Annotated in this window: 11 protein-coding genes and 1 pseudogene; 4 read left to right on the top strand and 8 right to left on the bottom strand. The window is 39.1% G+C overall.

Going from position 1 to position 13,792, the window contains the following annotated elements; all coding sequences use genetic code 11:
* The 3 genes from HMPREF1654_RS03640 to HMPREF1654_RS03630 all read left to right on the top strand — a co-directional run bounded on the left by HMPREF1654_RS03640 (position 1) and on the right by HMPREF1654_RS03630 (position 3,037).
* On the top strand, positions 1 to 450 hold the full coding sequence (locus HMPREF1654_RS03640; RefSeq protein ID WP_014829568.1) for a threonine/serine exporter family protein: 450 nt from the start codon (positions 1 to 3) through the stop codon (positions 448 to 450).
* A gap of 132 nt (positions 451 to 582) precedes the next feature.
* Entirely contained in the window at positions 583 to 1,755 is a 1,173-nt protein-coding gene (locus tag HMPREF1654_RS03635; RefSeq protein WP_003077772.1) for a hydroxymethylglutaryl-CoA synthase, read from the top strand.
* Position 1,756: 1 nt separating this feature from the next.
* Complete coding sequence (locus HMPREF1654_RS03630; protein WP_003077459.1) at positions 1,757 to 3,037, top strand: hydroxymethylglutaryl-CoA reductase, degradative; 1,281 nt, start codon at positions 1,757 to 1,759, stop codon at positions 3,035 to 3,037.
* A gap of 28 nt (positions 3,038 to 3,065) precedes the next feature.
* On the opposite strand, the gene fni is transcribed toward HMPREF1654_RS03630, so the two are convergent.
* The 8 genes and pseudogenes from fni to gla form a co-directional block, all read right to left on the bottom strand.
* Complete coding sequence (gene fni, locus HMPREF1654_RS03625) at positions 3,066 to 4,082, bottom strand: type 2 isopentenyl-diphosphate Delta-isomerase (protein WP_003077502.1); 1,017 nt, start codon at positions 4,080 to 4,082, stop codon at positions 3,066 to 3,068.
* Positions 4,079 to 5,077: a phosphomevalonate kinase gene (locus tag HMPREF1654_RS03620; protein ID WP_003077659.1), complete on the bottom strand. Its 999-nt coding sequence runs from the start codon at positions 5,075 to 5,077 to the stop codon at positions 4,079 to 4,081. The genes fni and HMPREF1654_RS03620 overlap by 4 nt, the downstream gene beginning before the upstream one ends.
* Positions 5,070 to 6,014: a diphosphomevalonate decarboxylase gene (mvaD, locus tag HMPREF1654_RS03615; protein WP_003077756.1), complete on the bottom strand. Its 945-nt coding sequence runs from the start codon at positions 6,012 to 6,014 to the stop codon at positions 5,070 to 5,072. Before mvaD ends, HMPREF1654_RS03620 begins: the two co-directional genes overlap by 8 nt.
* Positions 5,996 to 6,874, bottom strand: a complete 879-nt coding sequence (gene mvk, locus HMPREF1654_RS03610; protein ID WP_003077595.1) for a mevalonate kinase — start codon at positions 6,872 to 6,874, stop codon at positions 5,996 to 5,998. Before mvk ends, mvaD begins: the two co-directional genes overlap by 19 nt.
* Before the next feature lie 165 nt (positions 6,875 to 7,039).
* Positions 7,040 to 7,975 carry a serine hydrolase domain-containing protein gene (locus tag HMPREF1654_RS03605; RefSeq protein WP_003077486.1) on the bottom strand — a complete coding sequence of 312 codons (936 nt, stop codon included), beginning with the start codon at positions 7,973 to 7,975 and terminating at the stop codon, positions 7,040 to 7,042.
* Complete coding sequence (locus HMPREF1654_RS03600) at positions 7,972 to 8,712, bottom strand: CppA N-terminal domain-containing protein (protein WP_003077825.1); 741 nt, start codon at positions 8,710 to 8,712, stop codon at positions 7,972 to 7,974. The genes HMPREF1654_RS03605 and HMPREF1654_RS03600 overlap by 4 nt, the downstream gene beginning before the upstream one ends.
* Before the next feature lie 81 nt (positions 8,713 to 8,793).
* A pseudogene (locus HMPREF1654_RS09745) lies at positions 8,794 to 10,055 on the bottom strand (DUF308 domain-containing protein).
* A 492-nt stretch (positions 10,056 to 10,547) separates the two neighbouring features.
* Positions 10,548 to 11,399 carry an aquaglyceroporin Gla gene (gla, locus tag HMPREF1654_RS03585; protein ID WP_003070952.1) on the bottom strand — a complete coding sequence of 284 codons (852 nt, stop codon included), beginning with the start codon at positions 11,397 to 11,399 and terminating at the stop codon, positions 10,548 to 10,550.
* Between the two features lie 107 nt (positions 11,400 to 11,506).
* Between gla and HMPREF1654_RS03580 the strand changes: the two genes are divergently transcribed.
* Positions 11,507 to 13,786 (top strand): Xaa-Pro dipeptidyl-peptidase, encoded by a 2,280-nt coding sequence (locus HMPREF1654_RS03580; protein ID WP_003077745.1) that lies wholly within the window; start codon positions 11,507 to 11,509, stop codon positions 13,784 to 13,786.
* Positions 13,787 to 13,792: the final 6 nt, after the last annotated feature.

The following is a 13,792-nucleotide window of genomic DNA, read 5'->3' as shown; positions in this document are numbered from 1 at the left end:
GTGATTCCATTGACTGTCTTACTACAAGCTGCTGCAAGTTTTCTTGCGATTGTAACGTTCTTAATCGTTTTAAATGTTCAAAAAAGCATGTTAATTCCAGGAGGAGTTCTTGGAATGTTTACATGGCTATTATATTATATGTTAAAAGAGCCTACAAATGTTATCATTGCTACATTTATTGCAGCCATTATCGGGTCTTGCATTAGTCAAATATTGAGTATTCTCTATAAAACACCAGCTGTCGTCTTTATCTTAGCCATTCTGGCTCCTTTGGTTCCAGGCTACCTTTCCTATCGCACAACTGCCTTTTTTGTTACTGGAAACTATAGCCACGCTATGGTAAACACGACACTAGTAGTGATTTTAGCCTTGGTCATTTCGATTGGAATGGCTAGCGGTACAGTCGTGCTTAAATTATATCATTATCTTCAACAACATCATTCTTCCTAATTCAACATAAACTTTAAAATGTCCAAAGTCCTTCTTTTTACAAGAAGACTTTTTTCTCAGTTTCCACTTTAATTATGATAAAATGGAATAGAATAAGTTTGATATAAAACCGAAAAATATACAGAGGTACTGATGAATATTGGAATTGATAAAATTGGCTTTGCGACAACCAATTACGTATTAAAATTAGCAGATTTAGCAGAAGCACGCGGCATTGTCCCAGATAAACTAAGTAAAGGGCTCCTATTAAAAGAACTCAGTATCGCTCCTATTACTGAAGATATCGTAACTATGGGCGCGAGTGCTGCAGAGTCTGTTTTAACAGCAAAAGATAAAAATGAGATTGACATGGTTATCGTAGCCAGCGAATCTGGAATTGACCAAAGTAAGGCTTCTGCTGTTTTTGTTCATGGCCTGCTGGGGGTTCAGCCATTTGCACGTAGTTTAGAAATGAAAGAAGCGTGCTACAGCGCTACTGCTGCACTAGATTATGCGAGGCTACATGTCGAAAAACATCCCAACTCAAAGGTGTTGGTCATTGCAAGCGATATTGCTAAATACGGTGTCGATACCCCTGGGGAACCGACCCAAGGGGCTGGAGCAGTCGCTATGCTCATCACGAATAATCCACGAATCCTCATTTTTAATGAAGATAATGTTGCTCAAACACGAGATATTATGGACTTTTGGCGGCCAAATTATTCTACAACGCCGTTTGTCAATGGCATGTATTCCACACAACAGTATTTAGATAGCCTAAAAACAACTTGGGTGGAATATCAAAAACGCAATCAAGTATCTTTAAAAGATTTCGCAGCTATTTGTTTCCACTTGCCTTATCCTAAGCTAGCTTTAAAAGGCTTGAAAAAAATTATGGATAAAAGCTTGTCCCTTGAACAACAAGAGCAACTACAAGCAAATTTCCATCAATCTATTCTTTACAGTCAAAAAGTAGGCAACATCTACACAGGCTCTCTCTTTTTAGGTCTCCTTTCTCTACTTGAAAATAGCTCAACACTTAAAACAGGTGACCGGATTGCGCTCTTTAGTTATGGTAGCGGAGCTGTATCAGAAATCTTTAGCGGTCAGCTTGTAGCAGGCTTTAAGCAACGCCTTCAAACCAATCGTATAGAAATGCTCAACAATCGCACGCCACTAAGCATACCAGATTATGAGAAAATATTTTTTGAAGAAGCTCAACTAGATCAAAATGGTTCTGCTAGCTTTATGAACTATGAAAATCAGAACTTTGCTTTAGCAGAAATTGTTGAGCACCAACGTAGATACATCAAGGTGGAAAAATAACATGAAGTTAAGTTGGACAGTTTTTTCTAAAAAATCGCTACAAGAACGATTAAAGTTCTTGCAAGATTATCACTTGCTAAACAAAGACAACCAAATAGGTCTTGAACACAATTACACACTTCCTCTTTCGACAGCCGACCAAATGAGCGAAAATGTAATTGGAACACTTGCTCTTCCCTACGCTCTTGTTCCTGATGTCATGGTAGATGAGCAAATTTATCAGGTTCCTTTCGTAACAGAAGAGCCCTCTGTTGTTGCAGCTGCCACCTTTGCAGCAAAAATCATTAAGCGTTCTGGTGGCTTCAAAACAACTGTTCACAATCGTCAAATGATTGGACAGGTTGCTCTCTATCAAGTAGCAAATATTGAAGTAGCTATAAAAAATATCCAAAACCACAAGCAAGAGTTATTAGAATTGGCCAATCAAGCACACCCATCGATTGTCAAACGTGGAGGTGGAGCACGCCATTTGCATATGGAATATCTAAATGGTGAAGCTGAATTTCTAATCGTCTACCTAACAGTTGACACCCAAGAAGCTATGGGAGCCAATATCCTTAATACCATGCTAGAAGCATTAAAAACACCATTAGAAGACTTATCTGGTGGTAAAAGCTTGATGGCAATTTTATCAAATTATGCGACGGAAGCCTTAGTAACTGCCACCTGTGAAATTGATATCCGTTTTCTTGACCGAAATAAGTCAAAAGCCCTTGATATTGCTAAGAAAATAGTGTTAGCAAGCCAATTTGCCAAGCAAGATCCTTATCGCGCCAGCACCCACAATAAAGGCATTTTCAATGGCGTTGATGCTGTTGTATTAGCGACAGGAAATGACTGGCGGGCAATTGAAGCGGGAGCACATGCCTATGCTAGCAGAAATGGAACTTATCAAGGATTGACGACTTGGTCCATAAAGGAAGCTACTCAAACACTCTACGGAGAGATTACTCTTCCACTTCCCATCGCTACAAAAGGCGGTTCCATCGGACTCAATCCTACGGTGCAAGTTAGCTTCGATTTGCTAAAACATCCAACTGCCAAAGAGTTAGCTAGTATCATTGCGTCTATCGGTTTAGCACAAAATTTTGCAGCTTTGAAAGCGTTGGTTAGCACCGGTATTCAACACGGACACATGAAACTACAAGCCAAGTCTCTCGCTCTTTTAGCAGGAGCACAGAATACAGAGGTTGCTCCTCTGGTCTCTCAACTCATTTCCGAGAAAAATTTTAGTCTCAAAAGAGCGCAAGAGATTTTAGAAGACTTTCGTCAAAAATCATAAGCAAAAAAGAATCCGATAAGTGAGCAACTCATCGGGTTTCTTTTTTTATTTGATTTTGTGCTTCTTGCAAACGTCCATACAAAAGATAAGGTACTTGCCTTAACTCCATCAAATTTTGACAAGCAAGTGCACACATAATCAAGCGTATATCTTCCTTCCAACTATTGATAATAGAAATGACTTCGGTTACTGAATACCTCTCAATTAATTCTAACATCGTGCGCGAAAGCCCAACAGCTTTGGCACCTAAAACAAATGCCTTAACCATATCAAGCGGCTGACGTACTCCGCCGCTAACAAGAAGGTCCATTTTATCCATCATCGGCTGAGCATTCAATAAGGCCTGAAGAGTAGACTGCCCCCAATTATTGAGATAATCACGATTGCCACCACGCCTGTTTTCAATATAGGCGAAGCTCGTTCCGCCACGTCCAGAAAGGTCTACTGTTCGGATACCCAAATCATAAGCCATTTGAATCGTCGCTAAGTCCATACCAAAACCAACTTCTTTCAACACCACTGGAACTGTACTCTTCTCAGCGTAATCTTTTAAATGTGTTCGCCAAGTTTTAAAGGAACGTTCTCCTTCAGGCATGAGCAATTCTTGCATGAGATTGATGTGCACTTGTAAAAATAGAGGGTGAAGATTTGTGATAGCCTGCTGTCCCAGTGAATAGGGCTTATCCAGTCCAATATTGGTGGCAAGGAGTAGATCTAGCTTATCTTTTTTAACGGCATAAGAATCGTCCGCTGGATTATTCAAAGCAGCACTGTAAGATCCTGTGACAAACAGAATACCGCACGCTTCCGCTACTTGAGCCAAGCGTTGATTGATGGCTTTCCCCTTCTCGCTTCCACCTGTCATAGCATTAATGTAAAACGGAAACTCCCAGTCTCTACCTGCAAAATGCGTTGTTACATCAATCTCGTCCAAATCATACTTAGGAAGCGAGCAATGAATGAGCTCCATGTCATCAAAACTATTATAAGGCGACTCGTACTTAAGTGCGTACTTTATGTGTTCATCTTTACGATTTTGACTCATCTATCCCACCTCTCCTTATATAAAACCTCGATTCCTGCCGCTTGCCACCGCTCCACTAAGATTTGACTGGCTTCGGAATCAAAAGACAAGGCTATGCCACAGTCACCACCGCCAGCGCCGCTGCTCTTTGCCATACAGTCCAATCCTCGACTAGACCTTTTTAAAGCTCTCAATTTTTCATTATAAATAGCAGGGCTCAGTTGCAGCAGGAGGCAACTAACTTTTTCTAGACTTTGCTTCACAATTTCTTTCTCACCAACAAGCAACGCTTTCTCCAGTCGAAGGACTTCTTCTTGCGTTTGTGTTAAAAAAATTGATGAGATTTTTGCTTTGACTTGATTGATGAGAACGCTAGAAATAGCTGGTTCTCTCGTCCAGCCCACGAGGAAATCACATGGAAGCTGTGGATGGATTGTCCGGATAATGTATCCCCAATCTTGGGCCACTATCTTTTCTAAAGGAAGCTCATTAATCTGCTCTGCTATTTTTTTTCGATTAAAAGATTGGTAATAAATCAAGTCCTCATAGGCGATACAAGCTACATCTCCCATTGAACCATTATCTCCCCGTTTAAGGAGAACATAGGCTGCCAACTTAAAGGTTTCATCCGCAGATAATGTCACATCAAACAAAGATGCTATCGCCCTTATCGTCACAACCACTACGCTACCACTAGATCCTAAACCGAGCTTTTTCCCATCTCGTTCCATTTTCCCAGTAATGGTTAAAGAAAAAGGACTTAATGAAATAGATTGACTTTGTAAAAACTCATCCATGACAGCAACCGTCTCTTGAATGAGACTGTAATCATCATCAGGTGTCAGATCCACAGCATGGTCAAACATATCTGAAAATAGGCGATACTGTTCGGCAAAATGAATTTTCCCAGTCATGTAGATAGGAATATGTTTCAAAATCGCTCCTTGACCCGCCGTCAAGACAGAATATTCTCCTGCTAAATATAATTTCCCACATGTTCTTACTGTCTTAATCATCTGGTAATTCCTTCGTTTTAGAAACAATGAGATGATATTTCTCAGCAAATATTGGTACTAAATGTTCCAAATCTTCTTCTAAACACAAAACTTTTACATTTGGTCCTGCATCCATGGTGAAATAGCAGCGCTCTCCCTCACTTCGTAATTGCTTAACAAAATCCATCGCTTCATAACTTTTCTCGGTCAAATAAGAAAAAGGGGGGCTTGCAGTCTGAGTGGTAGCATGCATGGCAAGTGCATTTTTTTCTGTTAGTTCTCCAATTTTAGAAAAATGATTGTTAGAAAGATAAATCAGCATAGCTTTGTAATCTTCTTCTGACTGTCTCACCCAATCATCAAATATTGTTGAAGTTTCTGCACACCGTTTCATACCTTCACGACTCGAAATAGGCTTTTTCTGATCATATAAGACCAACATAATCATGGCTAATTTCAAATCCGTCTTTACTGGATAAATTTCACCGCTATCTTTGTCCCAAGCCGAAATTGGACCATAAAAGCTCCGCGAAGACGAGCCAGAAGCTAATTTTGCTTTTTGTGCCAGTTGTTTTGTGGACAAGTGCAGTCCAAAAAATTCATTGCATGCCTTAACGAGGGCAGACAAACCGCTTGAGCTAGAAGATAAGCCTGCTGCTGTCGGCATATTATTTTTTGTATCAATTCGCACAAACCCAGAGCCTGCTGGACGGAAACGATCTATGATTTCACCCATTTTTTTGTGTTCAGTTTGATCTTGCAAAATACCATTGATGTAAAATTCATCTGACTGGGCACTGGCTGGCAAACTTGATAAGCTCGTTTCTGTGTACATATTTTCCAAGGTCAAAGAAATGCTGCTCGTCGCAGGAATCATCTCAACAGTATCTTTCTTACCCCAATATTTGATAATGGCAATATTAGCATAAGACCGCACGTTTACAGACTTTCGATCCATGTATGCACAGCTCCTTTCTCTCTCAATAACTGGGATAGCCAACTAGCTTTTTCTTTGTTAGCCACTAGAGCAATGATGCAACCGCCAAGACCACCACCGCTCATTTTCGCACCAAGTGCTCCATTTGCTTGCGCCATAGAAACCAGTTTATCTGCTTCTGGGCAACTAACACCTAAACTTTTTAGGCTGAGATGAGCTTCTGACATAGCCATACCAATTGCTTCTAAATCTTTAATTTTCAACGCTGCTTCAACTTCATTCGTCAATTTACCAAGCTGATGCAAATGTGGTAAAGCCCTTCTTCCAATACTCTCCACCTTTTGAATCGCTTCGCGTGTATGCCCATAAATCCCTGTGTCTGCTATCACAAGATAAGCTCCAAGATTCGTCTCAAACTCTGAAAAACCAACATTTTTGATAAATTTAATAGCACGATCGCTCAAGCAAGTCTTCGCATCCAATCCACTCGGATTCATGTGGGCAATCATCTCCGCTCGATTCGCTAAAATCTCAAGAGTTTCTTTATCTAAATCTTGCTCATAATAGTCAAAAACAGCTCGAATCGCAGCAATGCTCACTGCCGCCGAAGAACCCATTCCCCGCTTTTCAGGTACCATTGATTCAATCTCGCAACGAATATCAGCCTCTTGTATCCCTAAAAATTCTAAAGAAGCAAAAACCGCCATAGAGAGGGTATCTTCCTCGTATAAAACCCATGTATGATTTGACGGTAGAATACGACAAGTCACTTCGATATTATTTAAAGGCAAGGCTAACGCAGGGTAACCATATACAACAGCATGTTCCCCTATCAAAATAATTTTACTATGTGCCCGACCGACACCTACTTTTTTCGTCATAGTCTCTCTCTATATCACATACTTCATCTATTATTTTAATATAATTCAGAGAAAAAAGCGATCGTTATTTTTCAATTCCTTTTATATTCCAAACTAATTTATTTCAACTCTTAAAACAGCGAAAAAGAGCAGGAAACCCAGCTCTTACTCCTACTGTCTTCATTTTTACAGTTCTTGTTTTATAAAATCCATGAGCTTATTGCGTTCTAAAATCCACTGCTCACGTTCATCCTTCTCATACGTCCGATTGGAAAGAAAAATAACTGCTTTCTGCTGCGCACGATTAAACATAATAAACGTTCCTGTATAACCTGTGTGTTGCAACCATTCTCCATCTAAATCCCAAGCAAGACTGCGCTTTTTCCCAACTTCTCTTGAAAAATTTTGTGTCAAGATTGCTGCAAAATCATCCTGCAAATAATGTTCCAAAAATATTTCTAAATCTTGAACAGTAGAAAACAGACCCGCACTCCCTGCATGTCTGCCTAATACACGCGCTTTTGGATCATGTACAATGCCTGATTTCACACCACGAACAGTCGGAACTGCCTGCTCAACAGGCCCAAAGACTGTTTTTTTCATATGCCAAGGCTGACAAATCTCTTGTGCAACTATTTTATCCAAGGAGGAATGAAAAATTTCTTCCAACATAAAACCTAGCAATAAAAAGTTCACATCTGTATAACGAAAACTCCTGTTATCTAATACCGTTAAATGATTCAAGGCATCCGTTAATTCTGTGGCATTGAGTTTATTACGATTTGGAATAAAAGGATCTAACCCTGATGTGTGAGTCGCTAGCTGCCTCACCGTGACAGAATCATCCTGAAAAGCCGGGTAGTAATTCGTCAAAGGCTGATTAAGATCAACAGCTTGCTGATCCACCAAGAAAGCAAGTATCGTTCCGACACCCACAACCTTGCTGACGCTTGCCAAGTCATACAATAACCCCGCCCGACTTTTCTCGCCTCGCTCAGGACTACTCTCACCGAGATAGGCTTCCTGCCACTTTCCATGAGCATACAAAGCTAAGCTAGCTCCGGGATAAATACATTGTATAATCTGCTGTTCAACTTTTGAGAGAATCTTATTCAAACTCATACCGCTTCAATCCAGATTTCAATCTGGCTGTCATCTTTTGTTAAGAAAAATTTACCTGACTTAGGTATAAAATTTTCTTTTCCTTGAAATAAGGTTTGCAAAGCTGCTACGTCGAACTGTTCAACGGTAAATTTGATTGTTGCTAAATCCCAAGTTTGACTGCTCTCTGTCACCAAATCTGACCCATCTGCTTGTGAGAATGCTAGAATAGACTGATTTTCTAGCCATTCCCGATAAAAAGTGACTGCCTTTTCCTCATCTAAAACGTTAATCTGAATTTTCTCTATGATAAATTGACTAAGTCCAATAAAATCCTCTAATGGTTCAAATGCTGGGGCTATCAGCATTCTATCCAAAGTCGTCCAGTCTTCCTCACTATGCAATAAAAACTTATCTCCTTCTGGAGAGCTTGCTTCAAAGGCATAACCATTTTTCCCTTGATACAGCGTATCAATCTTATTGCCACGCGCTAAAAGCGCTTCAATTTCTCGTGGATTGGCTACTTTGATAATAATTTTAGCTAATTTCTTTGTTCCTACAACTTTGCGAGTCCGCATACTGGGTGACTCTTCTAGCTGTAATTTTTCAACTTTTGTTTGATCTCCAAGACTGACAAAAGCTCCTTCTTCTAACAGATCTTTCATCCCTAAAGTTTGACGATAAAAGGCAAGATTGTTTTTCCGATTATTGATTTTTAATACTGGTATCGTATTTACAATTTTATTTGTTGAACTCATAAATTCCTCCAAGCCTTTCTATTTTAAATAATTTTTGTATATTTTACAAATATTTATGTTCAAATAGAAAAAATTGTAATATTACTGATAAATACTTCGTGCCACTACTAAATCATTCGCTGACTCAAATTCATATTGAAGGTAAGATTGATAAGTTCCTGGCGCAATAATCCCACGCATATCTAAAATGGCTGTTCCAGCTTGTCCAATGATACTATCTGCAAGCAAGCAACAATTGGTCGACAAAACAAAATAGGTTTTAAAACGACTCGTTTTAAACTTATATAAATCAGCTCCCAATTCATACCGCAACTTATAAGCATATGTATGGTCATTATTTTTTAACTCAGCCGATGGATTCCACACTGCCAGTAGTTCATCAATTTCAGCCAAGCGTTTCTCCACAGCACGTTTTTGTGCATCTGTTAAAGACAAACCATAACCAAACAAGGTTTTTTTGCTTTCTTCTTTGCACAAGTCAATATAAGCATCTTTATCCACTTTAAACAAAACACCATCTCCAATCGTACCAAATAAACGCTCAGAAAAGGTATCATAACTACCATAAGAAATAACTTTTCCTTGATAGCAAATATCAACGTGCCCAATCATCCCAAAAAGATTTTGATCGGATGTATGAATCAACACTTCTAAGTCAACCGACTTTTGATCATTTTGAATACGGCTGTAAACTTTTTGGTGGCCTCGTTTTTCACCCTGCAACAAATGATTGAAACGATTCAATTGCTCTGCTGGGAAAAAGGCAGCAATAATGACAGGAAGATTGATTCGGATATGACGTCGAAGCTGCTTTTTCTCCAAATCTGTATTGAAAAAGCACCATCGCGAACATTGGAAAAACCTAATAATATTAAATAAATACCAACAATTAAAAATTGCATTCTACCGTCCTTGCCGGGAGAAAATACAGTGGTTAGCCCAATTCCACCATAAACCAAAGTATCAAAAAGATAACGAAAGCTACCCTTGAGCTTATTCTGACGATAAAGAAAATAAGTAATACCATAGACTGCTGCCGTACACAGTTGATAGCATCCTAATATGATAATGACAATATTGACCGGTATATTACTGGCACGGTTAAGAAAGCCAACAACCGATCCTACAAGAATATGCAAAAGAGCAGAAATAAGGCTAATACGATTCCTCACTAAAAAGCGAAAGAAAAGATTAATGGTTCCTACAAATAAAAAGTAAATAGCCAATAAATCTAGGGCAAATTTTGTAAAATCAACACCATTTGCAATAATGATGGCTCCAAAAACAATTGCCAAAATACCAAATAGGAGTGTTCGTCTGCCACTTAATCTGTCAAATTCCATTTCATCTCTCCCAAAGAAAAGATAGAGTCAGATCAAAACCAGTATTTTGTAAAAAATCGATTTTTCTGTCCACCCTCGAATGTTAACTTGGTTGTCGCTAAAAGGTTAGACGAAAGTTTCTAGCTTTAGATCGAACGATGCAATAAACCAAAATGTAGTACCCGATTAGTCGAAGAACTCCCATAAGCAGTAGATACTCAATACCACTTGCTTGCCCAACTCAGAAGAGTAGTTATGACACTACATTCACTACCTCAACAGTTCCCGAAACTATCTCACCATCATTAGCACTACCTATCAACCACTATATTTCAGCGTAAATAACATAAGATAAAAAGATAGGGATTTCATCTCAAACTCATTGTTGTTATGCCTACTCTGCTAGTATAACATTTTATCTCAGCAAGCGTCTAATCGCTTGCCTATTTTTAACCAGACTGGCGCTTAAACATCAAAAAACGGCTCGCAAGAACCGTTCTTCATTTTTACAGATTATCCATAAATCAACTTGTAAAGTGCCACAGCAACAATACCGGCAAGAATCGGAGACACGACTGGTACCCAAGCATACCACCATTTTGAATCTCCTTTATGTTCACCAAGAACTGATTTCGGAAGAAGGAAGTGAAGAATACGTGGACCTAAGTCACGTGCAGGGTTCAGACCTGGACCTGTAGGACCACCGAGTGATGTTACTAATGCCATTACGAGGAAACCAAGCGCTAAATGAGCCACAGCGAGGCCAGCATTGATGTGGGATCCAATGGCAACTTTTCCTTGAAGTTGTGTTGCATCAACTCCTCGAGTTGCAGCGTATTTGATAACTTCTGCGCCAAAATAATTCTTAGTCATTGCCATCGCTGCAAAGAACAAAACAAATGAACCAATAAATTCATTGATAAAACCGTTTATCATAGAAGCAGCATGTGATTGCTTGCTTCCATCATCAGTATTCACAATGGTTGAGAACGAACCCAAAATAGCATTTGGATTGGTTGTTTGTAAGTAATAAGGGCGGTGACTTGCTACTACTAGCGCTTGACCGAACATTGCTCCTAATAACTGTGCAATAATGTAAGGTACGACTTGCACCCAAGGGAAATAGCCACTAATCGCAAGTCCCAGTGTAAAAGCAGGATTGATGTGGTTTCCTGATACATTTCCAAACATAAGTGCAGGAATCATAACTCCCATACCGTAACCAACTGCGATGACTAACCAGCCACTTTGATGACCTTTCGTTCCCTTTAATTCCACATTGGCAACCGCTCCGTTCCCCAAAATAATGAGAATTGCCGTTCCAAGGAACTCTGTAATATATTTCACAATCCATGTGACGTCCATTTTGTTCTCCTCTTTCATTAAAAAATTTTAGACAAATCCTATTTTATCAGTTACAATGGATAATGTAAAGGTTATTTTTTGATAAAATGTAAAAAAGGAGTAAAAATATGCGCTATAATCAGTATAGTTATACACCAGAAATAAACGAAATAATACTTGCTGAAATGGAAAGTATGGGCTTTTCTTTTCCTTCAAATCATTCTGATAAACAACATTTAGAGACTTTTGTACGGAGAACTTTTTTTAATTATAAAAATACAGACTACGCCTTAAAATCATTGGTTGCCGATTCAAAAACAGACTTACTTAGCTTTTTTACATCCCATCAAGAATTGACAGCAGAGACCTTTTATATTATTGCTTTTCAATTACTAGAATTTGTGCCTTTTGTGGACTTTGACGATGTAGAAAAATTCCGAAAGGACGTAAATTTCCCCATTATCTATGGAAACCTACTTGAAAATCTGTATCAGTTACTCAATACGCGCACCAAAAACGGTAATCTCTTGATTGATAAACTCGTCAGTAATGGTTTGATTCCAGAAGATAATACTTATCATTATTTCAATGGTAAAAGTTTAGCGACCTTTACCAGCCACAATGCTATCCGCGAAGTTGTCTATGTAGAATCACGCGTGGATACTGATAATGATAGTCTACCTGATTTGATTAAAGTCAGTATTATTCGTCCTCAATTTGACGGAAAAATTCCTGCGGTTATGACTGCTAGTCCCTATCATCAAGGAACGAATGATAAGGCTAGCGATAAAACTCTGTATAACATGAATGTGGACTTGATTAAAAAAGAGACTGGAAAAATTACTGTTCATGACCCAGAACTGCACTTGGTTGAACCTCAAGGACAAGCTACATTAGTTGAGCAAACGGAAGAAACACTTGGGCATATCGGTACTTATACACTCAATGACTACCTTCTTCCTCGTGGTTTTGCTAATTTATATGTATCAGGTGTGGGAACAAAGGACTCTGACGGTCTTATGACGAGCGGAGATTATTATCAAATTGAGGCTTATAAAAATGTTATTGATTGGTTAAATGGTCGCTGTCGTGCTTTTACTGACCATACCAGACAACGAGAAATCAACGCCACTTGGTCCAATGGAAAGGTTGCTACAACAGGAATCTCTTACCTCGGAACTCTGTCAAATGGGCTAGCTACAACTGGCGTAGATGGTCTTGAGGTCATTATTGCTGAAGCTGGCATTTCTTCTTGGTACAATTATTATCGTGAAAATGGTTTGGTGACAAGTCCTGGGGGCTATCCTGGTGAAGATTTTGACTCTTTGACTGAATTAACTTACTCACGCAATCTTCTAGCGGGCGAACGTCTTCGTCACGATGCCGAGTATCAAAAGAGCCTCAAAACATTAAAAGCAAATTTGGAGCGCGAAACGGGTGATTATAATCAATTTTGGCATGACAGAAACTATCTGATTCACGCGCACAAGGTCAAAGCCGAAGTCGTCTTCACTCATGGCTCCCAAGACTGGAATGTCAAACCGCTGAATGTTTACAATATGTTCCACGCCTTGCTACAAGACATCAAAAAACATTTATTTTTCCACAACGGCGCTCACGTTTACATGAACAATTGGCAATCCATTGACTTTCGTGAATCTATGAATGCACTTCTCAGCAAGAAACTGCTGGGCTACAATTCCCACTTTGAATTGCCGACTGTGATCTGGCAAGACAATAGTCAGGCTCAAAGTTGGCTGTCTTTAGAAACATTTGGCGATCAGAAATACGGCACTCATTTCAACCTAGGTAAAGACACACAAATTATCCCAAACCAATATGCTCAAGAAGACTACGACCGTTTTAGCAAAACTTATCAGACTTTCAAAAATGAACTTTTTGACGGAAAACTCAATCAAGTGACAGTGAATGTGACACTGGAAAAAGATTTATTCTTAAATGGTCCTGTTAAACTTAACCTTCGCCTTAAATCCAGTACTGATAAAGGCTTGATTTCTGCACAATTACTGGATGTTGGACACGCCAAACGGCTCCTTCCACTACCTAGTGTACTTGCACCAAAAGCTATGGATAACGGTCGCTTTTATATGTTGGAACATTTGATGGAATTACCCTTCAAAGAAACACCACATCGCGTCATCACCAAAGGTTTCCTAAATCTTCAAAATCGCACTGATTTGCTAACAGTCGAAGAAGTCACACCAGATCAATGGATGGAAATTTCTTTTGAACTTCAACCCACTATCTACAAAATGGCAGCAGGCGATACACTCCGTCTTGTCCTTTATACTACTGACTTTGAACACACTGTCCGTGATAATACCGACTATCACTTAACAATTGATTTAGAAAAATCTAGCCTAGATATACCAGATGTGTTAAAATAAAATCAT

This window comes from Streptococcus intermedius SK54 = ATCC 27335 (genome assembly GCF_000413475.1).
In the GTDB taxonomy this organism is placed as follows: Bacteria; Bacillota; Bacilli; order Lactobacillales; family Streptococcaceae; genus Streptococcus; species Streptococcus intermedius.
The sequence above is the reverse complement of the archived record's forward strand: the minus strand, read 5'-3'. Positions and strand labels throughout refer to the sequence as shown.